Source organism: Nocardioides sp. Z50_6, assembly GCF_058215755.1.
In genome coordinates this window covers 539,398-561,650 of the sequence record NZ_JBZAJB010000002.1, presented here as the reverse complement: position 1 = coordinate 561,650, position 22,253 = coordinate 539,398, and the positions used below count along the sequence as shown (strand labels likewise).

Sequence of the window (22,253 nt, the reverse complement as noted above, 5' to 3'; positions counted from 1 at the left end):
TCAGCGCGAGATCTCGACCGACTCGATGACGATCGGCTCCTTGGGGCGGTCCATGGCCCCCGTGGGAGCCTTGGCGATCGCGTCGACCACGTCGCGCGAGGCCTGGTCGGCGACCTCGCCGAAGATGGTGTGCTTCATGTTGAGGTGCGGCGTGGGGGTCACGGTGATGAAGAACTGCGACCCGTTGGTGCCCGGCCCGGCGTTGGCCATCGCCAGCAGGTAGGGCTTGTCGAAGACGAGCTCGGGGTGCACCTCGTCCTTGAAGGTGTAGCCCGGACCACCCGTGCCGCGGCCCAGCGGACAGCCGCCCTGGATCATGAAGCCGTCGATGACCCGGTGGAAGGTCAGGCCGTCGTAGAAACGCTCGCCGGAGCGGCCGGCGTCGTCCCGGTACTCCTTGGTCCCCTCCGCGAGCCCGACGAAGTTCTCGACGGTCTCCGGGGCGTGGTTCGGGAACAGGTTGATGACGATGTCACCCTTGTTCGTCTTCAGGGTGGCCTTCAGGTCAGCCATGACTGCCTCTCGCTCAAGTGGGTACACATGGAGTTGCTGCCCGATCTTCCCACGCCCCCCAAAGGGTCCGAGGCGCGACCAGAGCCCTGGCCCCGTCCACGGCGGGCATGGTGAGATGGGAAAACACCTCAGAAAGGTTGATCACATGCACATCCGCAGGCAGAAGACACTGCTGGAGAAGGCCCAGATCAAGGCCCAGGACGTCGCCGAGCAGGTCCGGCCCCAGGTCGAGGCGGCTCTGGTGACCGCCCGCACCACGGCCCAGGACGCGCGGACCCAGGCTGCGCCCTACGTCACCCAGGGCAAGATCGTCGCGGCCGACAAGGCGGTCGTCGCTGCGGAGAAGGCCCAGGTCGCGGCCGGCAAGGCCTCGGTCGCCGCCGGCGCCGCCGCCGCCCGGGCGGCCGCGTTGGCCGCCGAAAAGGCGGAGTCCGTCAAGCAGGTGGCCGGTGAGAAGTCCGCCGCGCTGCGGGGCGAGCAGCCCAAGAAGGGCGGCAAGCTCAAGAAGCTGCTGCTGGTCTCGCTGGTCCTGGCGGCCGGCGGCGCCCTCTTCAGCAAGCTGCGCGGGGGCAAGGAGGAGAAGTGGCAGAGCTCCTACGTGCCGACCCCGCCGCCGTCCCCGGCCGGCGCGTCCGGTGCGGCCGGCGTGGGTGCGGTCGGCGGCGCGCACGCCGCCGGCGAGGGTGAGGACGTGGCCGGCTCCGAGCCGGGCGAGGCCCTGGCCGACGCCTCGGCCGAGCCGCACGCCGCGACCACCCCGGACGCCCCCGCCGACGTGGTCGACCTCAGCGACGTCCCCGGCGACGCCCCCCGTCCCTGACGCCTCCGGGACGCAGGTCGCAGGCGGGCTCCGGCTCGTCGAGGCGGCCGTCCCGACTTCCGCAACGCCCCGCTGAGCCCGGCTCAGCGGGGCGTCGGCGTCCGGTCCCCGGGGCGGTTCTCCTCGACCCACTCATCGATCCGCTCCCACCAGGCGAAGAGCCACTCGATCCGCGCCTCGTGCTCGGTGGGGATCTCCTCGCGCGGCACCTGCCACCAGCGCATCACGATCTCCTTGTCCATCGGCAGCTCGCGCCACACGTCGCCGACGGTCAGCAGGTGGTCGAGCCCGGTGTGGGCGACCATCAGGACGTCGGCCTCGGGGGCGGCGTCCAGGGCGGCCAGGAAGCCGCCGGGGCGCGGGGCCAGCACGTGGATCATCGCCTCCGCGCGAGCGGCCATCCGGTGGAGCCCCAGCCCCTGCAGCCGGGCGATGGCCTTCTCCCGGCGCGCGGGGGTGAAGTTGCCGCCCTCGGGGAAGATGACGAACGCGTCGTCGACGTCCAGGTCGCGGGCCAGCGCGGCGACCTGCGCCTCGGACTCGGCACCGCCCCCGGTGGAGATGAAGCGCGCGGGCAGCCGGTGCAGCAGCACCGAGATCGCTGGGTCCCAGGCCAGGGTGTCCTTGAGCACCACCCGGGGCTCGCGGGCGTACCAGTGCATCAGGGCGTACATCAGGGTGAAGGAGTCGCCGGGTCCGGCGTGCCGGCAGCAGACCAGCACCGGGGCGTCGGGCGACCGGGAGGGGTCGGGGCCGTCGGTGCGGATGCGCAGGGCCAGCACCCGCCGCGCCTCCCGGAAGAGCACGACCAGGAGCCCCTCGACGAGCTCGTAGTGGATGCCCGCCCAGTAGGGCGAACGGATGGTGCGACCCAGGCCGCTGGCCAGCCAGAAGGCCAGCAGCACCACCAGCAGCAGCGCCTCGGCGCTGAGGTAGAGCAGGGCGAGCCAGGCGATCCGCAGCAGCCGCCACCGGCCCGGGAGCAGCGGTGAGAGCATCGCGGCCGCGATCAGCCACAACGGCAGCGAGATCCAGGCCAGCACGGCGGCGCCCACCACGACGGGGGCGACCAGGAACCGCTGCAGCACCCAGGCCCGACGGGGGCTCATCGGCGCGTCCTCACGCGAGCTTCTGGGCGAGGTAGTCGCGCGCCGACTCGTAGGTCGCGGCGATCCGCGCCTCGACACTCGCGAAGTCACGGTGGGCCAGCATCGAGTCGTCGCGCGGCGACGTCCCGGCCGCGGGCAGCACGTGGGCCTCCACCCCGTCCGGCAGGGCGGCCATCTCGCGCACGAAGCGGTGCCGCCGGGCGATCTCGAAGGAGACCCGGGCCACCTCGAGGGCGGTGGAGGGCGCGGTGAGCGGCCGGTCGAAGCGACCGACCTGGAGCACGAAGACGCGGGTCGCCCCCAGCTCGACGGCCCGGCCGACCGGGACGGAGTTGACCAGGCCGCCGTCGAGGTAGTGCTCCTCGCCGATCCTGGCCGGGGGCAGCAGCCCCGGCACCGCGGCGCTGGCGACCACCGCGTCGACCACCGGGCCGGAGTCGAACCAGTGCTCGGCCGCGCTCTCGATGTGGGAGGCGCACACCTGGAACCTGACGGGGAGCTCCTCGAAGGTGACCTCCCCGAGCTCCTCGCGCAGCAACCGGGCCAGCGGCCGGGAGGAGTAGACGTGGGTGCGGGTGACGAGGGCCCGCCGGACGGTGCGCAGCGGCCGGTCGCCGTAGACCTCGCGGTTGCGCGCGGCGGCCACCCACAGGCGGGTGAGCCGCTCCACGACCGGCGGCGTCGGATCCTGCGCGACCAGCGCGCCGTTGAGGGCGCCGATGCTGGTGCCGACCACCAGGTCGGGGACGATCCCGCGCTCGAGCAGGGCGCGGAGCATCCCCACCTCCACGGCGCCCAGCACCCCTCCGCCCCCGAGCACGAACGCCGTGGTCACCGCCGGCTAACCGACCCGCTCGCGGGGCGCCGGCGGTGCGGCGAGCTCGTCGGCGAACTCGGCCCGGACCTTGGCCGTCGCCCGGCGCTCGGACCAGAAGGAGAGCACCGGGACGGTGCCCATCAGGAGCGTCACGACCATGAAGCCGAGGCTCCAGTTGGCCTTGCGCGCCAGCGAGAAGGCGAAGATCAGGAAGATCATGTAGAGCCAGCCGTGCAGGGTGCCCAGCCAGCCGGTGATGAACTCGCCGAGCTCGTCGGCCCGGCTGCCCTCGTCGAACCAGTTGGGCGTGGTGGGGACGAACCCCCACATCGAGGTCCCGTCGAAGTTGGACAACGGGACACCCACCAGGCACAGGACGATCAGGAGGACGCCGACGACCCAGGCCATGACCCGGTAACGCGTGAGTGCTGCTTTCACGGTCCCGAGATTACCGGCCGCCGGCAAGGGTGCCGGAGGCCTCTTCGCCGGGTCCGCCGACGGGTCCCACGCCCGGCTCGCCGCCGGTGTCCCCGGACTCGGGAACGGTCTCGGAGTCAGGCTCGGGGCCGGTCTCGGAGTCAGGCTCGGGGCCGGTCTCGGGGCCGGTCTCGGGGCCGGTCCCGGGGCCGGTCCCGGGGTCGGTCCCGGGGCCGGTCCCGGCGGCGCGCGCCCGGGCCACCTCGTCGGCGCACCAGCGCCACCAGATGAACGCGGCGAAGGCCGCGAAGACCCACCACTCGATGCCGTAGAGCAGGTTGCGCAGGCCCGTCGTCCGGGCGGTCTCGGGAAGCTGGGCGAGGTCGGCCGGGACCAGGCCCTGCACCGCGTCGCTCGGCACCTCGCCGGAGTGGTCCAGGACCAGGAAGGCGCCGTAGAGGTCCTGGTCGACGTGCTGGATGGCGTCGGCGATCCGCAGCTGGGGCAGGACGTCGTCGGTGCGGTCCTCGTCCGTGACGCCGGTGCTGCCCTCGGGCGGCTGGAGCCAGCCAGTGAGCTCCGCGCGACCCCGGGGAGGGTCGGGGAGCCGGTCGAGGTCGGCGAACCACCCGCGCACCACCAGGAGCGCCGCGGGGTGGTCGGCATCCTCGACCGCGAGCGGGGTGACCGCCCAGAAGCCGTCCTCCCCGTCCTGGCGCCGGTCGGAGACCACGACCGTGCCCTCGGGGACCCAGGTCCCCTCGACCTTCACCGGCCGCCCGACCTCGGACTTGGGGAAGGGCTGGTCGGGTCCCAGGGCGTCGGCCAGCGGCACGGGCGCCAGCTCGGAGCGCCCCACGGCGGCGTCGCTGCGCTGCTCCTGCCAGGACCCCATCTGCCAGAGACCGAGCCAGACCGCGGTGGCGACCAGGACGACGGCGAGCAGGTGAGCGCCCCACGCGACGGGGCGCAACAGCGGGTGGGAGAGCACGTCACGAGCGTAGGCGGCGGGCGGAAGCGCGGCTTTCGCCGGGCTCGAAGGGGCCCCGCAGGCTGAGACCGAGGCCACGCCTCGCCGGGCCGCGGGGAGTGGACGTGCGACCACCAATCAGGCACACTCTAGTGAGTTAATGGACTTTGCTTGAAAGGCATCCCTTCATGCTCCTCATCGCCGCCTTCGCCGTCGCAGGTGCCCTCGCCCAGCTGGTCGACGGCACCCTGGGGATGGGGTTCGGGGTCACCTCCGCCACGGTCCTGCTCTTCCTCGGCGTCGCGCCGGCCACCGCGAGCGCGGCGACGCACGCCGCCAAGCTGCCCACCACCCTGGTCAGCGGGCTCTCCCACTGGCAGGTCGGCAACGTCGACAAGGGCGTCCTGGTCCGCATCGCCCTGCCCGGCATGGTCGGCGGCTTCCTGGGGGCGGTGGTGCTGACCAACATCAGCCTCGCCTCGGCCAAGACCTGGATGGCGGGGCTGCTGATCTTCTTCGGTGTCCTGATCTTCTTGAAGTTCGGCTTCGACCGCAGCGTCATCCGCACCCCGAAGAACGGGAGCACCGCCCGCTGGCTCTCCCCGATCGGCCTGCTCGGCGGCTTCGTCGACGCCACCGGCGGCGGTGGCTGGGGCCCCGTGGTCACCCCGAGCCTGCTCACGGTGACCTCCCACGAGCCGCGCAAGGTCGTCGGCACGGTCAGCCTGGCGGAGTTCATGGTCGCCATCTCGGTCTCCGCCGGCTTCCTGGTCGGCATCGCCCACCAGGACATCCCGTGGCTCTACGTGCTGGGCCTGTGCCTGGGCGGTGTGGCGATGGCGCCCATCGCGGCGCGGCTCGCCGGCAAGCTCCCGCACGCCCCGATGGGCACGCTGGTCGGCGGCCTGGTCATCCTGACCAACGGGATCACCATCATCTCCAGCATGGGCGGCCTGCCGCTGGCCGTCGACATCGTCCTCATCCTCTTCACCGTCGTGGTGACCAGCGTCGTGGCGTGGAAGGCGTGGGGCCGGGAGCGGATCGCTCGGGCCGCCGGGGAGTCCCGCGAGGAGGACGCTCTGGTCGGCGGCCCGGCCGAGGCACGCGGGGCCGGCAGCCCGGCCGAGGGCTGAGAGGCCGTCGGGCCCAGAAAAGCACGGCGCTTCCCCCTGCCCCCCACGGCCCGACCAGCGTGAGCAGGGGGGTTGGACCCCGAAAGGCCCCGAAAATGAAGAAAGGCCCGGGGTGGAGCCCCCAGGCCTTTCAGTGGAGCCTAGGGGACTCGAACCCCTAACCCCCTGCTTGCAAAGCAGGTGCGCTACCAATTGCGCCAAGGCCCCTGGTGAACCAGGTGGGTGCGGCTGCGCGTGTCAGCCGACCCGGTTCAGCTCGGCGGGGTGCTGGTGGTGACCGGGTCGGTGGCCTCGGCCCACAGGGCCTGCTCGGTGCGGCTCTGGTCGAGCTTCTTCTTCGCGAGGGTGGCACCGGCGGCGGCCAGCAGGATCAGCACGAGCTTCTTCACGGTGGTCTCCTCGTCTTCACCGGCCGGGAGTGACCTCGACGAGTGCCGGGGAGTCCGACCGGGGGTGGTGGGCCTAACAGGACTTGAACCTGTGACCTCTTCCTTATCAGGGAAGCGCTCTAACCGTCTGAGCTATAGGCCCTCCTCCGGCCGGGGCCGGACGACGTCACCGCCGAGGCGGTGACCGCGGGGAAGACTACCTGATCGGCTTCGGGAGCAACAAAACGCCTAGTGCTGGTCCTCGGCCAGGGTGACCTCCACGCCCCCGAGGAGCGCGGCGGACATGTTGTAGAGGAACGCCCCCAAGGTGGCGATAGCGGTCAGCAGGAAGACGTCGAGCACCGCCACCAGGGCGGTGAAGCCCAGGACCCGGGACATCCCGACGTACTCGGTGATGTCGAAGGCGCTGGGGGAGTCCTTGGGGTCGGCGACGCTCGCCACCGTCTCGTTGATGGAGTCCCAGACGCCCGCGGCACCCAGCACGAACCAGACGATGAAGACCGCGACGAAGGTGACGATGCCGAAGGCGACCGAGAGCAGGAACGAGGTCTTGGTCACCGACCACGGGTCGAGCCGGGTCAGGCGGAGCCGGGCCCGGCGGGGCTGCTTCTTGCCCGCCGTGGTCGGCCTCATGGTGGCGGTGTTGCGGTGTTCCTCCGCCGCCTTGCTCAGGGTGGCGCCGATCCGTCCGGGCAGCGCCGTCCGCACGACCGTGTCCTCGGATTCACGGCTGCGCGGACGTGCGCTCTCGGTCATCAGGAGTCACTCTCTGTGCTGCTCTCGGTGCTGCTCTCGGTCTGGGGGTCGGACTGCGGGTGGGAGCCCGCCTCGGCCTCGGTGACCTCCTCGGCCGTGACGTCCTCATCGATTGTTGCATCCTCGCGCGCTTCCATCGAGCGTGCGACCACGACGACCGAGTCCCCGGCCTTCGGGCTGACGAACTTCACGCCCATCGTGGAGCGTCCGGTGGGGCGGAAGTTCTCGTTGATCGGGCTGCGCACGACCTGTCCGCCGGCGGTGATCGAGAGGATCTCGTCACCCTCCTCGACGATGAAGGCGCCGACCAGCTGGCCCCGCTCCGCGTTGGCCAGCGACATCGCCTTGATCCCGATGCCGCCGCGCGACTGCACGCGGTACTCCGGGATCGGGGTCCGCTTGGCGAACCCGCCGTCGGTGATGGTGAAGACGTACTGCGGGTGCAGGCCGAACCACGGACCCTGCTCGCCGACCGGCTGCTCGGCACCGCCGGACGTGGTCTCCGCCGCATCCTCCACCGAGACCCCCGCCTCGCCGGCGGCGTCCTCGGCCTCGACCTGGGCGGCCCGGATGATCGACATCGACAGCAGCGAGTCGCCGTCGCGGAACTTCATCCCGGTCACGCCGCCGGTAGCGCGGCCCATCGGGCGCAGCTGGGAGTCGTCGGCGCGGAACCGCACCGCCTGGCCCTTGCGGGAGACCAGCAGGATGTGGTCCTCGGAGTTGACCAGCTCGGCGCCGATCAGCTCGTCGTCGTCGTGGCGGAAGTTGATGGCGATGACGCCGGCCTGACGCGGCGAGTTGTAGTCGGCCAGCCGGGTCTTCTTGACCAGCCCCTGCTTGGTGGCGAGCACCAGGTAGGGCGCCTGGTCGTAGTCGCGGATGGCCAGCACCTGCGCGATCGACTCGTCGGGCTGGAAGGAGAGCAGACCGGCGACGTGACCGCCCTTGGCGTCGCGGGACGCCTCGGGCAGGTTGTAGGCCTTGGTGCGGTAGACCCGGCCGGCGGTGGTGAAGAAGAGCAGCCAGTGGTGGTTGGTGGTGGCGATGAAGTGCTCCACCACGTCGTCGCCGCGCAGGGTGGCCCCACGCACGCCCTTGCCGCCACGCTTCTGGATCCGGTACTGGTCGCGACGGGTGCGCTTGGCGTAGCCACCGCGGGTGATCGAGACGACCAGCTCCTCGTCGGGGATCAGGTCCTCCATGGAGAGGTCCCCGTCGGCAGCGATGATCTGGCTGCGTCGGTCGTCGCCGTGCTTGTCGACCACCTCGGTCAGCTCGGTGATCACGATCTGCCGCTGCCGGGCCTCGTTGGCCAGGATGTCCTTGTAGTCGGCGATCTCGCGCTCGAGATCGGCGAGGCGGTCGATGATCTTCTGCCGCTCCAGCGCAGCCAGGCGGCGCAGCTGCATGGTGAGGATCGCGTCGGCCTGGAGCTCGTCGACGTCGAGCAGCGCGATCAGCCCGGTACGGGCCTCGTCCACGTCGGGCGAGCGGCGGATCAGCGCGATCACCTCGTCGAGCATGTCCAGGGCCTTGACCAGGCCGCGCCAGATGTGGGCGTCGGCCTCGGCCTTGGCCAGCAGGAAGCGCGTCCGGCGCTGGATGACCTCGATCTGGTGGGTCACCCAGTGGCTGATGAACTGGTCGATGGTCAGGGTCCGCGGGACGCCGTCGACCAGCGCGAGCATGTTGGCGCTGAAGTTGGACTGCAGCTCGGTGTGCTTGAAGAGGTTGTTGAGCACCACCCGGGCCACCGCGTCGCGCTTGAGCACGACGACCAGCCGCTGCCCGGTGCGCGAGGAGGTGTCGTCGCGGACGTCCGCGATCCCCTGGATCCGGCCGTTGTCGACCAGCTCGGCGATCTTCAGCGCCAGGTTGTCCGGGTTCACCATGTAGGGCAGCTCGGAGATCATCAGGCAGGTGCGGCCCTTGGCGTCCTCGTCGATCTCCACCACGGCCCGCTGCGAGATCGACCCGCGACCGGTGCGGTAGGTCTGCTCGATGCCCTGGCGGCCGACGATCAGGGCGCCCATCGGGAAGTCGGGCCCCTTGATCCGCTCGATCATCGCGTCCTGGAGCTCCTCGCGCGAGGCGTCGGGGTGCTCCAGCGCCCAGATCGCGCCCTCGGCGACCTCGCGCAGGTTGTGCGGCGGGATGCTGGTGGCCATGCCGACCGCGATCCCGGCGGAGCCGTTGACCAGCAGGTTGGGGAAGCGGCTGGGCAGGATGGTGGGCTCGGAGGAGCGGCCGTCGTAGTTGGGCTGGAAGTCGACGGTGTCGTGGTCGATGTCGCGGACCATCTCCAGCGCCAGCGGGGCCATCCGGCACTCGGTGTACCGCATGGCGGCGGCCGGGTCGTTGCCCGGCGAGCCGAAGTTGCCCTGCCCGTTGATCAGCGGGTTGCGCATCACCCAGGGCTGGGCGAGGCGGACCATGGTGTCGTAGATCGCGGAGTCGCCGTGCGGGTGGTACTGACCCATCACGTCACCGACCACGCGCGAGCACTTGGAGAAGCCGCGGTCGGGCCGGTAGCCGCCGTCGAACATCGCGTAGAGGATCCGACGGTGCACGGGCTTGAGACCGTCGCGCACGTCCGGTAGGGCGCGGCCCACGATGACGGCCATCGCGTAGTCGATGTAGGAGCGCTTCATCGACGTCTGCAGCTCGATCGGCTGGATCCGGCCGTCGTCGTCGCCGCCGCCGTGGATCGTGGTGCCGCCCGGGGGAGTCTCAGTCACGTGTTCGTCTCTCTTGATCGGTTGATCTACTCGAATCTAAGGATCTTGTTAGAAACCTAGATATCGAGGAATCGGACGTCCTTGGCGTTGCGCTGGATGAAGGAACGTCGCTGCTCGACGTCCTCGCCCATCAGGATGGAGAAGATCTCGTCGGCCTGTGCCGCGTCGTCGAGCGTGACCTGCAGCATCAGGCGCTGGGTCGGGTCCATGGTGGTTTCCCACAGCTCGTCGGCGTTCATCTCGCCCAGACCCTTGTAGCGCTGCACGGGGTTCTCCTTGGGCAGCTTCTTGCCCTGCTCCAGGCCGTCGCGCATCAGGTTGTCGCGCTCGGCGTCGGAGTAGACGAACTCGTGCTCGTGCGGCTTGTTCCAGCGCAGCCGGTAGAGCGGCGGCTGCGCCATGTAGACGTAGCCGTGCTCGATCAGCGGCTTCATGAACCGGAACAGCAGGGTCAGCAGCAGCGTGTTGATGTGGTGGCCGTCGACGTCGGCGTCGGCCATCAGCACGACCTTGTGGTAGCGCAGCTTGTCGAGGTCGAACTCCTCGTGGATACCGGTGCCGAGGGCGGAGATGATCGCCTGTACCTCGGCGTTGCCGAGCACCTTGTCGATCCGCGCCTTCTCGACGTTGAGGATCTTGCCGCGGATCGGGAGGATCGCCTGGATGCGCGGGTCGCGGCCCTGCTTGGCCGAGCCGCCGGCGGAGTCACCCTCGACGATGAAGACCTCGCACTCGCGGGGGTTGGTCGACTGGCAGTCGGCCAGCTTGCCCGGCAGTCCGCCGCCACCCAGCAGGCCCTTGCGGTTGCGGGCCAGGTCGCGCGCCTTGCGGGCGGCCATCCGGGCCGAGGCGGCCGCCTGGGCCTTGCGGATGATCTCCTTGCCCTCGTTGGGGTTCTGCTCCAGCCAGGCACCGAGCTGGTCGTTGACCACCCGCTGGGTGAAGCCCTTGGCCTCGGTGTTGCCGAGCTTGGTCTTGGTCTGGCCCTCGAACTGGGGCTCGCCCAGCTTGATCGAGATGATGGCGGTCAGGCCCTCGCGGATGTCGTCACCGGAGACCCGGTCATCCTTCTTCTTGACCAGGCCCCACTCCTCGCCCCAGTTGTTGACCAGGGTGGTGAGCGCCGCGCGGAAGCCCTCCTCGTGGGTGCCCCCCTCGTGGGTGTTGATGTTGTTGGCGAAGGTGTGCACCGACTCGTTGAAGCTGGTGTTCCACTGCATCGCCACCTCGAGGCTCATGTGGCTCTGCGCGGTGGGCGGAGTCTGGGCCTCGAAAGAGATGACCGAGGCGTTCGCCCGGTCCTTGTTGCGGTTGAGGTGCTCGACGTAGTCGACGATGCCGCGCTCGAACTTGAAGCGGCGCTCCACACCCCCGCCGGCGCCCCGGCGCAGCGCGTTGTCGGCGGGCTCAGCCGCGTCGACGGCCACGGTGCCGTCCTCCACCGCGTCCGCGACGGCCTCGGCGGCCGGCCGCTCGTCGCGGATGATGATCTCCAGGCCCTTGTTGAGGAAGGCCATCTCGCGCAGCCGGGAGGTGATGGTCTCCAGGTCGAACTCGACGGTCTCGAAGATCTCGCGGGAGGGGTAGAAGATGATCGTGGTGCCGGTGCGCTCGCCGTCCTCCATCGGCCGGACCTCCGCGAGGTCGGCCTCGGGGACGCCGATGTGGAAGGTCTGGCGCCACAGGTGGCCGCGGTTCTTCACCTCGGCGATCACCCGGGTGGACAGCGCGTTGACCACCGAGATGCCGACGCCGTGCAGACCGCCGGAGACCTTGTAGCCACCTCCGCCGAACTTGCCGCCGGCGTGCAGCATGGTCAGCGCCATGGTGAGGGCGGAGATGCCCTCGGTCGGGTGGATGCCGGTGGGGATGCCGCGACCGTTGTCCTCGACCCGGACCCCGCCGTCCGCCTGGAGGGTCAGCACGATCCGGTCGCAGTGGCCGGCCAGCGCCTCGTCGACCGAGTTGTCGACGACCTCCCAGATCAGGTGGTGCAGACCCCGGGCACCGGTCGAGCCGATGTACATGCCGGGGCGCTTGCGGACCGCCTCGAGGCCCTCGAGCACCTGGATCGCGGAGGCGTCGTACTCGCCGTCGCTCGCCGTGCTCGACTGGCCGGAACTCAGGTCTTCGACTGGCGACTCAGCACTCACGCGGTCCCTCTTCCACTCGCCCGCTCAGGGGCATCTCGACACACAGAAAGCCGCGACTACCAGAGTCCGCGACCCAGCGGCCAGTTTAGCGGCTAGGACCTCCTGAGGCATGCATCCGGGCCACAGATGGGGCGATCTGGGGACGAAATCGGCTCTGAGCGGTCCGAGAAGGCCCCTCCGAGCCCCGATCAGGGGTCCGGATGACTCCCTGTACGTCCGCGGGCCTCTCAGATCCGCACGACGCGGCTCTGGCCCGTCGGCCCCAGGCTCAGCCGTAGGTGTCTCGGGGCCCCCGGCCGCGGGTGGAACGTGGTCCCTTCTTCCACGACGGCAGGTGCGGGCCGAGCACCTCGATGACCACCACCGTGCCGTGCCCCAGCTCCTCGTTGAGCCGGCGCACCAGCTGGGGGGCGAGCATCCTGAGCTGGGTCGCCCACGCGGTGGAGTCGGTGCGCACCACCAGCTTGCCGTCGACCAGCGTCTCGGGGGTGCAGTGGTCGCCGACCTCCGCACCGATCAGCTCCGACCAGCGGGCGAAGACGCTCTGCACCTGGAGGTCGGTCTCCCACGCGCGGCTCCGGACCAGCCGCTCCAGGGCGCTGCCCAGCAGCTGGGGGTCGCGGTCGTCGGGGTGGGCCCCCGAGACCCGGCTCCGGCCCCGGGTGCGCGGCGCGAAGGCACTGCCCTGTCCTGCCTGCTTGCGCCGCTTGGCCGGCGGGGCGCCGGGGGAGCGCGACGTGGCCCGGGCCTGGGCCCGCGCCAGGTCGAGGCCGTCGTCGCGGTGCTCCTCGAGCTCCTCGATCTCCTTCGGCTCCCCAGCCTCGTGGGACCCCGCGCTCTCCTTCGCCTCCTCGCCCCCGACGGGGTCCGGCCGCACCTCAGCCACGGGTCACCCGCCCCTCGGCGACGTGGAAGCGGGCCCCGGCCAGGGCCTGCGGCACGTCCTCGGCGACCGCGGCGGTGACCAGCACCTGCTCCGCGCCCGCGACCAGGGCGGCCAGCTGCTGGCGTCGTCCGGTGTCGAGCTCGGCGAAGACGTCGTCGAGGATCAGGATGGGGTCGTCGCCCTCGCTGCGCAGCAGGTCGAAGGAGGCGAGCTTGAGCGCCAGCGCGACCGACCACGACTCCCCGTGGGAGGCGTAGCCCTTGACCGGCAGCCGGACGTCGCCGTTGCCCAGCACCAGCAGCAGGTCGTCGCGGTGCGGACCCACCAGGCTGACCCCGCGCTCCAGCTCGTCGCGCCGGCGCCGCTCCAGCTCGGCCAGGATCTGCCGCTCCAGGTCCTCGGCCCCCGGGGGCTCGGTCCACGGCTCCAGCTCGAAGGAGCACTTGTAGTCGATCTCGGCGTCGTCGCGCGAGGCACCGCGGGCCACCGCCTCGTAGGCCTTGCCGACGTAGGGGCGCAGGGACTCGACCAGCTCGAGCCGGTGGGCCAGCAGCTCGCCGCCCACCCGGGCCAGGTGGGAGTCCCAGACCGAGAGCGTGGAGAGCGCCGCCTCCTGCGAGGAGCCGCCGCGGCGCGCCGCGCCGGCGGTCTTGAGCAGCGAGTTGCGCTGGCGCAGGATCCGGTCGTAGTCCGCGCGGGCCCCGGCCAGCCTGGGGGTACGCAGCACCAGCAGGTCGTCGAGGAAGCGGCGGCGGTCGCTCGGGTCGCCCTTGACCAGGGTGAGGTCCTCGGGGGAGAAGACCACCGTGCGGACCAGGCCGAGCAGGTCGCGCGGTCTCGGCAGCGGGGACCTGTTGATCCGGGCCCGGTTGGCCCGGCCCGGGTTGAGCTCGACCTCCAGGGTCGCGGGACGTCCGTCCTTGACCACCACCGCACGGACCAGGGCCTGGTCGGTGCCGGCCCGCACCAGCGGGGCGTCGGTGGCCACCCGGTGGGAGCCGAGCCGGGACAGGTAGTCGACGGCCTCGACGAGGTTGGTCTTGCCCTGGCCGTTGCGACCTATGAACGCCGTGGCGCCGGGCTCCAGCTCGACGTCGATGTCGGTGTAGGAGCGGAAGTCGTGGAGCAGGAGGTGCGAGACGTACACGGGGGTGCTAGCTCTCCGCGGCTTCGGTGTCGTCGCCCGCCCCGGCCTGGCGGGCGGCGCCGGCCTCTTCCGGCCCGGTGGCGCCGGCCACGTCGCCGCCCTCGGGGGCGGGGGTGCGCATGGCGTGGCCGCCGAACTGGTTGCGCATCGCCGCGATCGCCTTCATCGCCGGGCTGTCGTCCTGGCGGGAGACGAAGCGGGCGAAGAGCGCGGCGGTGATCGCGGGCACCGCGACCGCGTTCTCGATGGCCGCCTCCACGGTCCACCGGCCCTCGCCGGAGTCCTCGGCGTAGCCCTGGATCCCGGCCAGGCCGGGCTCGTCGTCCAGCGCGGCGACCAGCAGGTCGAGCAGCCACGAGCGGATCACGGTGCCCTCGCGCCAGGAGCGGAGCACCTCGGTGGTGTTGTCGACGACGTCGACGGCCTCGAGCAGCTCCCACCCCTCGGCGTAGCTCTGCATGATCGCGTACTCGATGCCGTTGTGGACCATCTTGGAGAAGTGACCGGCGCCCACCTTGCCGGCGTGGACGGCGCCGAAGTCGCCCTCCGGCTTGAGGGTGTCGAAGGCCGGCTGCACCTTGGCGACGTCCTCGGGGGTGCCGCCGTACATCAGGGCGTAGCCGTTCTCCAGGCCCCAGACCCCGCCGGAGACCCCGCAGTCGACGTAGCCGATGCCCTTCTCCGCGAGCTGCTCGGCGTGCGCGACGTCGTCGGTCCAGCGGGAGTTGCCGCCGTCGACGACCACGTCGCCGGGGGAGAGCAGCTCGCCCAGCGCGGTCACGGTCTCGTGGGTCGGCCCCCCGGCGGGGACCATCACCCACACGACGCGAGGAGCCGACAGCTGCTCGACGACCGCCTCGAGCGAGTCGACGTCGCTGACCTCCCGGTTGTGGTCGAAGCCGACCACGGTGTGACCGCCGCGGCGCAGCCGCTCGCGCATGTTGCCGCCCATCTTGCCGAGTCCGACGAGCCCGATCTCCATGCGGATCCCTCCAGTGGTGTGACGGCTGGTCTGGCGCGACGGCTGGTCTGGCGCGACGGCGGGCGTGCCCGCGGCGAGGCCGCTAGGAGAGCAGTCTCCTCGGCATCAGCAGGTAGCGGAAGGCGTGCTCTGCGCCGTCGGTGGCGGAGATGACCACGGGCTTGGTCGCCTGGGTGAAGGCCAGGTCGACCTTCTCCCCGTCGAAGGCGCTGAGGCCGTCGAGCAGGTAGGTCGGGTTGAAGCCGGTGATGATCTCGCCGCCCTTGATCTCGGCCTCGATGGCCTCGGTCGCCTGCGCCTCGTCACCGGACTGGGAGTCGAGCACGACCTCCCCGTCGGCGAACTTCATCTGCACCGCCGTGTTGCGCTCGGCGACCAGGGCCACCCGCTTGACGGTGTCGATCAGGTCCTGGCGGTTGACCGTGGCCACGGTGAGGTGCTCGGCGGGGAAGAGGCTGCGGACCTTGGGGAACTCGCCGTCGAGCAGGCGGGTGGTGGTGCGTCGAACGCCGTCGGGGGTGGAGCCCTCGAAGCCGATGATCCCGTCGCCGCCGGCGGCCGCCAGCGAGATGGTCACGTCGCCGCCGAGGGTCTTGGCGGTGTCGCTGAGCACCTTGGCCGGGACCAGCGCGGCCAGCGAGGCGTCGGTCTGGGCCGGCGTCCAGGTGAGCTCGCGGTGGGAGAGACGGAAGCGGTCGGTGGCCAGCAGCGACATCCGGTCGCCCTCGATCTCGATCCGGACACCGGTGAGCACGGGGAGCATGTCGTCGCGGCCGGCGGCGGTGACCGCCTGGGCGACGGCCTTGGCGAACTCCTCGCCCTTGACCACGCCGCTCGGGGCGGGCACGGCGGGCAGGGAGGGGTAGTCCTCCACCGGCATCGTCTGCAGGCTGAACCGGCCGGAACCGCACTTGATCTCCAGCTTGGCGCCCACCACCTCGCAGTCGACGGGCTTGTGCGGGAGGCTGCGGCAGATGTCGGCCAGCAGGCGCCCGCTGACCAGGACCCGGCCCTCGTCGGAGACGTCGGCGCGGACCTCGGCCCGGGCGGAGGTCTCGTAGTCGAAGGACGAGAGCACAAGTCCGTCGTCACCGGCCTCGACGAGGAGACCTGCGAGCACGGGTGCGCTGGGACGCACGGGCAGGCTGCGTGCAGCCCAGGCGACGGCGTCGGCGAAGACGTCGCGGTCGACGCGGAACTTCACTTCGTTCCTCCGGATCTTGTGGTTCGAGCGTGGGGTGATCCTGCCATGCCGGGGCACAGGTTGTCCGCGCGGTGCCCAGGGAGGTCCGAAGGCCCGCCCGGTGCCGTCACCAGCGCTTCACCGCCGGTCTGCGTCGCTCGGGGCCGGCTCATCGAGGTGCTCCGGTTCGGGGCTCTCGAGGCGGTTGTCCCCAGGAATCGGTCCGGATGGTTGTTGATGAGAACTGGTCAATGGAGAGGTGAGTAGTCGTCATAGGGGTTGGGGAAACTGTGGAGAACTTCGATCGGTGCAGGTCAGCACGCCGCGGGCCTGTGTGCGTGGCCTGTGCACGGCCTGTGCACCCCTGCAGCGTCGTGTGAGCGAGCCGGAGTTCGTCCTCCGGTCCCGTGCAGGGGTGCACAGGGCTGTGGAGGAGAAGGGGTCCGGGAGCACAGGAATTACACAGGGGAGGCCGGCGTCGCGGCCGGCTCGTGGGGGATCAGCCCTGACGCGCCTGCATCTTGATCCGGTTGGTGAGCTCGCTGACCTGGTTGAAGACCGCCCGGCGCTCGGCGAGGAGCTGGTTGATCTTCCGGTCGGCGTACATCACGGTGGTGTGGTCGCGGCCGAACTCCCGGCCGATCTGGGGCAGCGACATGCTGGTCAGCTCCCGGCACAGGTACATCGAGATCTGGCGGGCGAGCACCAGGTGGCGCCCTCGGCTGGGGCCGCACAGGTCATCGATGCTCACCCCGAAGTAGGCAGCGGTCTGGGCGATGATCAACGGCGAGGTGATCTCCGGCTCGCCGCCCTCGGGGATCAGGTCCTTCAGCACGATCTCCGCGAGGCTCATGTCGACCTCCTGCCGGTTGAGGTTGGCGAAGGCGGTGACCCGGATCAGCGCCCCCTCGAGCTCGCGGATGTTGGTCTGGATCTTGGAGGCGATGAACTCCAGCACGTCGGGGGGTGCGGTGAGCCGGTCCATCGCGGCCTTCTTGCGCAGGATCGCGATGCGCGTCTCGAGGTCGGGGGCCTGGACGTCGGTGATCAGGCCCCACTCGAACCGGTTGCGCAGGCGGTCCTCGAGTGCCTCGAGGAGCTTGGGCGGGCGGTCGGAGGTGAGCACGATCTGCTTGTTGGCGTTGTGCAGGGTGTTGAAGGTGTGGAAGAACTCCTCCTGCGTCTGGGTCTTGCCCTCGAGGAACTGGATGTCGTCGATCAGCAGGACGTCGACGTCGCGGTAACGGCGCTTGAACCGGTCCTGGCGGTCGTCGCGGATCGCGTTGATGAACTCGTTGGTGAACTCCTCCGACGAGACGTAGCGCACCTTGGCGCCGGAGTAGAGCGAGCGCACGTAGTGGCCGATCGCGTGCAGCAGGTGGGTCTTGCCCAGCCCGGACTCCCCGTAGACCAGGAGCGGGTTGTAGGCCTTGCCGGGCGCCTCGGCCACCGCGACCGCCGCGGCGTGCGGGAAGCGGTTGGAGGAGCCGATGACGAAGGTCTCGAAGGTGTACTTCGGGTTGAGCCGGGTCTCCAGCGAGCTGGGGGCGCTCGGGTGGACCGAGGAGTGGAAGCCGGGCCCGCCGGAGGTCGCGCCCAGGCCGGGGCGGAGGGGCTCGGGGCTGTGGCCGAGGCTCTCGCCCAGGGTCTGACCCGGGCGGTGGTCGGGGCGGTGGTCGGAGTAGGCGGGGGACTCCGCCAGCCCGCTGACGTCCCGGTCCCAGACATTTGTCGACATATCGTCTTGTTGCTTTGTTGGCTCATCCGGGGCGACCGGGAGCGCCTGGTCCTCCAGGGCCGGGTTGACCGTCACCGCGATCCGGATCTCGCGGTGGAAGCGGACGCTGAGGGAGTCCTCGAGCTGGGCGCGCAGCCGGCCCTCCAGCTGACCGCGGGTGAAGTCGTTGGGCACCGCGATGATGGCGGTGCTCTCGTGCAGGGTCACCGGCTCGCTGGCGCGCAGCCAGGCCCGCTGGTTGGGCTGCAGCTGGTCCACCACGCTGCGCCACACGGTGGTCAGGTCGACCGGCTCGTTCTCCACGTCTCTCCCTTGTTGCCCGGCTGCTGGATCGTCCTTGTGGACGGAGGTCTGCCGCGCTCCGCGAGGTGGCGGGACAGGTCATCGGTCCACAAGGTTATCCACAGGTGTGCATCTTGCCCCATTTGGATGATCGCTCCCTGTCCCGACCTCCGCCGAACAGGAGACGCACCTGCTGTTCTCGCAGGTCAGACGCGGTTTTGATCCGTCTTCTGAGCTGTGCAGCGCCGGCGCCGCGAGGAAGGGGAGGAGCGTGGAGAGATCGCGGGACGTGGTGAAAAGTAACAACGTGGCCTGCGCCTGGGCAAGCCGTCATCCACAGGCCTGGACGAGCCGCACCGGGGGCCGGGCCGCGTGGGTTTGACCCTGGTTCTCCGCTCCGCGTACCGTTGGCAGGTCACCCGACGTCCGCTCGTGGTCGACCGGTGCCGCATGTCCACGGATATTCACGCCCAGACCATCGGCGTGTGCCGTGGGGAGGCGGTGCCAGCCGAAGCTTGGCGCACCGAACCCCCGCCGGAGTGGACACCCGCAGAGACACATCGGAGAGAGCTCGTGAGCAAGCGCACCTACCAGCCCAACAACCGTCGCCGCCACAAGGTGCACGGTTTCCGCCTGCGGATGCGCACCCGTGCCGGCCGCGCCATTCTGTCGGCGCGGCGCCGCAAGGGTCGCAACAGCCTGGCTGTCTGACGCCGGGCCACGCGGACCCGTCCGGACGTCGAGCACCGCATGCTGCCGAGATCCGCTCGCCTCACCCGTGAGGCCGGATTCCGGCAGGCGGTGCGGGGCGGCCGGCGGGCCGGGTCCGGGACCCTGGTCGTGCACTGGCACGACGGCGGCACCGGACCGGTCCAGATCGGGTTCGTGGTGAGCAAGGCGGTGGGCAACGCCGTGGTTCGCAACCGCGTGAAGAGGCGACTACGCCACCTGACCCGGGAGCACCTCAGGGAGCTCCCGGGTCGTGGCGTGCTCGTGGTCCGTGCGCTTCCCGACTCCGCGTCGGCGGCCTCCGGGCGCCTGGCCGCGGACCTCGACCGGTGTCTCGGTCGGGTGCTGGAGGTTCCGGTGCGGACCCGCGGGCCCGGCGAGGGAGCCTGATCGCGTGAGGCGCACCCGGTGAAGTACCTGTTGATCGGTCTGCTCCGGCTCTATCGCGCGGTCATCAGTCCGCTCTACGGTCAGGTCTGCCGGTACCACCCGACCTGCTCGGCCTACGCCCTCGAGGCGGTCACCCGGTACGGCGCCGTCAAGGGCAGCTGGCTCGCCGTCCGGCGGCTCGCCCGCTGCCACCCGTGGTCCCCTGGGGGCTACGACCCCGTTCCTCCCCGCGACACCCCGTCCCACGCCGGGGCCGCCTCACCCCCTACTCGAGGAGCTTGAGTGCTCGACTTCTTCGGAGCCATCGGCAGCGCCATCATGACGCCGCTCTACTACGTCATCTCCGTGGTGATGGTCGGCTTCCACAACGTGCTGGGGCGGGTGTTCGACCCGCAGGGCGGTGCGTCGTGGGCCCTCTCCATCGTCGGGCTCACCCTGGTCATCCGCGCCGCGCTGATCCCGCTGTTCGTCAAGCAGATCAAGTCGAGCCGCAACATGCAGCTCATCCAGCCCAAGGTCAAGGAGCTGCAGAAGAAGTACGGCCACGACCGGGAGCGGCTGGCCCAGGAGACGATGGCGCTCTACAAGGAGGCGGGCACCAACCCGTTCGCCTCCTGCCTGCCGATCCTGCTGCAGATGCCGATCTTCTTCGCGCTCTTCCGGCTGATCGACAACGCCGCCAACGGCAGGGCGCGCGGGGTGATGACCGAGAAGCTGGCCGAGGACTTCGGTCAGGCCGAGCTGTGGGGCATCGTCCCGATCTCGAGCCGGCTCACCGAGGCGTGGGGCAACGAGTGGGTGGTCGTGGCCTTCGCCGCGGCCCTCGTGCTGGCGATGACCGCCACCACGTTCCTCACCCAGCGTCAGCTGATGAGCAAGAACATGCCCGCCGACGCGTTGAGCGGGCCGTACGCCCAGCAGCAGAAGATGCTGCTGATCGTGCTGCCGGTCGTCTTCGCGGTTGGCGGTGTGGCCTTCCCGATCGGGGTGCTCATGTACTGGACCACCTCGAACCTGTGGACCATGGGCCAGCAGTTCTACGTCATCCGCAACAACCCGGCTCCGGGCACGCCGGCCTTCACCGCGAAGCAGGAGCGCGACAAGGCCAAGGCGGCCAAGAAGGGTCTGCCGATGCCGGGCGAGGAGCCGGGCGCGGTGGCGATCGAGGAGCCGGAGGCCCCGCGCGGGCCCCGCCCGCAGCCGAAGCGCCAGAGCCGCTCCAAGCGCAAGAAGCGCTGACCCACGACTGTCGGCGGTTCGACCGCCAAACCCATCACGACGCAGGGAGAATCGCGTGACCGAGACCGAGAACGACGTGCACGGCGACGAGCCGGACGCCCAGGAGTCGGCAGCCGGCCGGCCCGGCAAGGTCGAGCGCCTGGAGCAGGAGGGCGACATCGCGGCCGACTACCTCGAGGAGCTCCTCGACATCGCCGATCTCGACGGGGATCTCGACATGGACGTCGAGGTGGACCGGGCGTCCGTCTCGATCGTGGGGGCCGATCTCTCGATGCTGGTGGGCCGCGACGGTGAGGTGCTCGAGGCACTCCAGGAGCTCACCCGCCTGGCCGTCTACCGGGAGACCGGCGAGCGGTCGCGCCTGATGCTCGACATCTCCGGATACCGCGAGCAGAAGCGCCGGGACCTGATCGCGCTGGCCGAGGGTCTCATCGCCCAGGTGCGCGAGTCGGGTGAGCCGGTCGAGCTGGAGCCGATGTCGTCCTTCGAGCGCAAGGTCGTGCACGACGCCGTCAAGGCCGCGGGCCTGGTGTCCGAGTCCGAGGGCGCCGAGCCCCGACGCCACGTGGTCATCCTGCCGAAGTGAACGACGACGTTTCACGTGGAACCACGGACGGGTCCGTGACCCCGGCCCCCCTCACCCCTCCTCCCGAGGCGGTCAGGGGGGTTGTCGGTTCCGACCGGCTGCCGCTGCTCGTCCGGTATGCCGAGTGGTTGGCCGGGGACGGGGTGGTGCGGGGCCTGATCGGTCCCCGCGAGGTTCCGCGGCTGTGGGAGCGTCACATCCTCAACTGCGCCTGGCTGGCCGACCTGATGCCAGCGCAGGCGAGCGTCTGCGACCTCGGCTCGGGGGCGGGGTTGCCGGGGATGGTGCTGGCGATCGTGCGACCCGACCTGTCGGTGACGCTGGTGGAGCCGCTGCTGCGGAGGACCGTCTTCCTGGAGGAGGTCCGCGAGGATCTCGGGCTCGACAACGTGGAAGTGGTGCGCGGCCGTGCCGAGGCACTGCACGGGGAGCGTCTCTTCGACGTGGTGACCTCTCGGGCGGTGGCGCCGCTGCCGCGCCTGCTGGACTGGTCGATGCCGCTGGTCGACGCGGGAGGCGCCATGGTGGCGCTGAAGGGATCGTCGGTGGAGGACGAGGTGGCGCAAGCCGGCAAGGACCTGCGCCGTCATCGCTGCGGCACCCCGGAGATCGTGGTCCTGGGCGGTGCCGAGGCAGACGTCCCGACGTTCGCCCTGCGGGTTTCCCGCTCGGATCCGGGAGCGCTACCTTTGGTCGGCACCCGACGCAGCCAGGACCGTGGTCCTGGTCGTGCGGGGGGCAAGAAGAATTCCCGAGCTCGACGCACGTAGGAGTGGCGGAGTGCGGTGGCCAGTCCCCCGTGGTCCACCTTGACCGAGCGCTGCGGCGGCTCGGGTCGTCAGATAGGACAGCGGCCCGGTATGGGCGTGCGGCCGCGGTCCCCATGGGTCGCGGTGTGTCAGAACATTGAGCGGTGAAGATATGAAGGGGTCGACCACGTGACCACAGATGAACGAGGGTCCGCCTCCGGCGACGGCAAGTTTTCCACCGACGCGTCACTGCCCGCTGAGCGTGGAACAGGCTCGTTATCCACCGGTTATCCACAGGATGCTGGTTTCTCCACAGGTCCTGTGGGAATTGGGGAAATCGGCGGTTCGGCCGGTGTTTCACGTGAAACACCCAGGGTCGGTGATCCTGTTTCACGTGAAACCGGCACCGCGGTGAACGCGAGCGAGACGGACGGCGCCGGGTCACGGGCCCCCGCCTCCGGACATCTCGTGGACGTCCTCGGCACCGTCACCCCGCGTCCCGAGGCGCCGCCGACGCCCGCCTG

General features: G+C 70.6%; 22 protein-coding genes and 2 tRNA genes. 8 read left to right on the top strand and 16 right to left on the bottom strand.

From position 1 onward, the window contains the following. The gene (locus AC4BGE_RS07430) at positions 1-513 is read right to left on the bottom strand and encodes a peptidylprolyl isomerase (RefSeq protein ID WP_490572015.1); all 513 of its coding nucleotides are present in this window, start codon (positions 511-513) and stop codon (positions 1-3) included. A 145-nt stretch (positions 514-658) separates the two neighbouring features. Between AC4BGE_RS07430 and AC4BGE_RS07425 the strand changes: the two genes are divergently transcribed. Next, complete coding sequence (locus tag AC4BGE_RS07425) at positions 659-1,333, top strand: hypothetical protein (RefSeq protein WP_490574848.1); 675 nt, start codon at positions 659-661, stop codon at positions 1,331-1,333. Positions 1,334-1,416: 83 nt separating this feature from the next. Here the strand turns inward: AC4BGE_RS07425 and AC4BGE_RS07420 are convergent, their stop codons facing one another. From AC4BGE_RS07420 to AC4BGE_RS07405, 4 genes are read right to left on the bottom strand one after another with little or no spacing between them, the layout of a single operon-like run. After that, positions 1,417-2,442 carry a 1-acyl-sn-glycerol-3-phosphate acyltransferase gene (locus AC4BGE_RS07420; protein ID WP_490574847.1) on the bottom strand — a complete coding sequence of 342 codons (1,026 nt, stop codon included), beginning with the start codon at positions 2,440-2,442 and terminating at the stop codon, positions 1,417-1,419. 10 nt (positions 2,443-2,452) lie between these two features. Continuing rightward, positions 2,453-3,277, bottom strand: a complete 825-nt coding sequence (locus tag AC4BGE_RS07415) for a patatin-like phospholipase family protein (protein ID WP_490574846.1) — start codon at positions 3,275-3,277, stop codon at positions 2,453-2,455. A gap of 6 nt (positions 3,278-3,283) precedes the next feature. Then, positions 3,284-3,697 (bottom strand): DUF3817 domain-containing protein, encoded by a 414-nt coding sequence (locus tag AC4BGE_RS07410; RefSeq protein WP_490572011.1) that lies wholly within the window; start codon positions 3,695-3,697, stop codon positions 3,284-3,286. A 10-nt stretch (positions 3,698-3,707) separates the two neighbouring features. Further along, entirely contained in the window at positions 3,708-4,667 is a 960-nt protein-coding gene (locus AC4BGE_RS07405) for an SURF1 family cytochrome oxidase biogenesis protein (protein WP_490574845.1), read from the bottom strand. 167 nt (positions 4,668-4,834) lie between these two features. Between AC4BGE_RS07405 and AC4BGE_RS07400 the strand changes: the two genes are divergently transcribed. Continuing rightward, the gene (locus AC4BGE_RS07400) at positions 4,835-5,779 is read left to right on the top strand and encodes a sulfite exporter TauE/SafE family protein (RefSeq protein WP_490574844.1); all 945 of its coding nucleotides are present in this window, start codon (positions 4,835-4,837) and stop codon (positions 5,777-5,779) included. A 134-nt stretch (positions 5,780-5,913) separates the two neighbouring features. On the opposite strand, the gene AC4BGE_RS07395 is transcribed toward AC4BGE_RS07400, so the two are convergent. The 11 genes from AC4BGE_RS07395 to dnaA all read right to left on the bottom strand — a co-directional run bounded on the left by AC4BGE_RS07395 (position 5,914) and on the right by dnaA (position 18,057). Next, positions 5,914-5,986, bottom strand: a tRNA-Ala gene (locus AC4BGE_RS07395). A gap of 44 nt (positions 5,987-6,030) precedes the next feature. Beyond that, positions 6,031-6,168, bottom strand: a complete 138-nt coding sequence (locus tag AC4BGE_RS07390; RefSeq protein ID WP_490572001.1) for a DLW-39 family protein — start codon at positions 6,166-6,168, stop codon at positions 6,031-6,033. Positions 6,169-6,233: 65 nt separating this feature from the next. Beyond that, a tRNA-Ile gene (locus AC4BGE_RS07385) sits at positions 6,234-6,310 on the bottom strand. A gap of 86 nt (positions 6,311-6,396) precedes the next feature. Next, the gene (locus AC4BGE_RS07380) at positions 6,397-6,924 is read right to left on the bottom strand and encodes a DUF3566 domain-containing protein (protein ID WP_490574843.1); all 528 of its coding nucleotides are present in this window, start codon (positions 6,922-6,924) and stop codon (positions 6,397-6,399) included. Beyond that, positions 6,924-9,665 carry a DNA gyrase subunit A gene (gyrA, locus tag AC4BGE_RS07375; RefSeq protein ID WP_490571999.1) on the bottom strand — a complete coding sequence of 914 codons (2,742 nt, stop codon included), beginning with the start codon at positions 9,663-9,665 and terminating at the stop codon, positions 6,924-6,926. Before gyrA ends, AC4BGE_RS07380 begins: the two co-directional genes overlap by 1 nt. 56 nt (positions 9,666-9,721) lie before the next feature. After that, on the bottom strand, positions 9,722-11,818 hold the full coding sequence (gene gyrB, locus AC4BGE_RS07370; RefSeq protein ID WP_490574842.1) for a DNA topoisomerase (ATP-hydrolyzing) subunit B: 2,097 nt from the start codon (positions 11,816-11,818) through the stop codon (positions 9,722-9,724). Positions 11,819-12,086: 268 nt separating this feature from the next. Further along, the gene (locus tag AC4BGE_RS07365; protein ID WP_490574841.1) at positions 12,087-12,704 is read right to left on the bottom strand and encodes a DciA family protein; all 618 of its coding nucleotides are present in this window, start codon (positions 12,702-12,704) and stop codon (positions 12,087-12,089) included. Then, a complete protein-coding gene (recF, locus tag AC4BGE_RS07360) occupies positions 12,697-13,851 on the bottom strand; it encodes a DNA replication/repair protein RecF (protein WP_490574840.1) in 1,155 nt (384 codons plus the stop codon). Before recF ends, AC4BGE_RS07365 begins: the two co-directional genes overlap by 8 nt. 7 nt (positions 13,852-13,858) lie before the next feature. Continuing rightward, positions 13,859-14,833 (bottom strand): phosphogluconate dehydrogenase (NAD(+)-dependent, decarboxylating), encoded by a 975-nt coding sequence (gene gnd, locus AC4BGE_RS07355; protein ID WP_490574839.1) that lies wholly within the window; start codon positions 14,831-14,833, stop codon positions 13,859-13,861. Between the two features lie 82 nt (positions 14,834-14,915). Beyond that, on the bottom strand, positions 14,916-16,037 hold the full coding sequence (gene dnaN, locus AC4BGE_RS07350; protein WP_490574838.1) for a DNA polymerase III subunit beta: 1,122 nt from the start codon (positions 16,035-16,037) through the stop codon (positions 14,916-14,918). A 478-nt stretch (positions 16,038-16,515) separates the two neighbouring features. Then, positions 16,516-18,057 carry a chromosomal replication initiator protein DnaA gene (dnaA, locus tag AC4BGE_RS07345; RefSeq protein ID WP_490571993.1) on the bottom strand — a complete coding sequence of 514 codons (1,542 nt, stop codon included), beginning with the start codon at positions 18,055-18,057 and terminating at the stop codon, positions 16,516-16,518. Between the two features lie 552 nt (positions 18,058-18,609). On the opposite strand from dnaA, the gene rpmH reads away from it, so the two are divergent. The 6 genes from rpmH to rsmG are packed head-to-tail and all read left to right on the top strand — an operon-like array spanning position 18,610 to position 21,750. Continuing rightward, the gene (gene rpmH, locus AC4BGE_RS07340; protein ID WP_110180841.1) at positions 18,610-18,747 is read left to right on the top strand and encodes a 50S ribosomal protein L34; all 138 of its coding nucleotides are present in this window, start codon (positions 18,610-18,612) and stop codon (positions 18,745-18,747) included. Between the two features lie 39 nt (positions 18,748-18,786). Next, the gene (gene rnpA / locus AC4BGE_RS07335; protein WP_490571992.1) at positions 18,787-19,155 is read left to right on the top strand and encodes a ribonuclease P protein component; all 369 of its coding nucleotides are present in this window, start codon (positions 18,787-18,789) and stop codon (positions 19,153-19,155) included. An 18-nt stretch (positions 19,156-19,173) separates the two neighbouring features. After that, complete coding sequence (gene yidD / locus AC4BGE_RS07330; RefSeq protein WP_490571991.1) at positions 19,174-19,437, top strand: membrane protein insertion efficiency factor YidD; 264 nt, start codon at positions 19,174-19,176, stop codon at positions 19,435-19,437. 36 nt (positions 19,438-19,473) lie between these two features. Then, positions 19,474-20,394 (top strand): membrane protein insertase YidC, encoded by a 921-nt coding sequence (gene yidC, locus AC4BGE_RS07325; RefSeq protein WP_490572107.1) that lies wholly within the window; start codon positions 19,474-19,476, stop codon positions 20,392-20,394. Positions 20,395-20,449: 55 nt separating this feature from the next. Then, positions 20,450-20,980, top strand: a complete 531-nt coding sequence (locus tag AC4BGE_RS07320) for a Jag family protein (RefSeq protein WP_490574837.1) — start codon at positions 20,450-20,452, stop codon at positions 20,978-20,980. A gap of 35 nt (positions 20,981-21,015) precedes the next feature. After that, the gene (gene rsmG / locus AC4BGE_RS07315; protein ID WP_490574836.1) at positions 21,016-21,750 is read left to right on the top strand and encodes a 16S rRNA (guanine(527)-N(7))-methyltransferase RsmG; all 735 of its coding nucleotides are present in this window, start codon (positions 21,016-21,018) and stop codon (positions 21,748-21,750) included. Positions 21,751-22,253 lie beyond the last annotated feature (503 nt).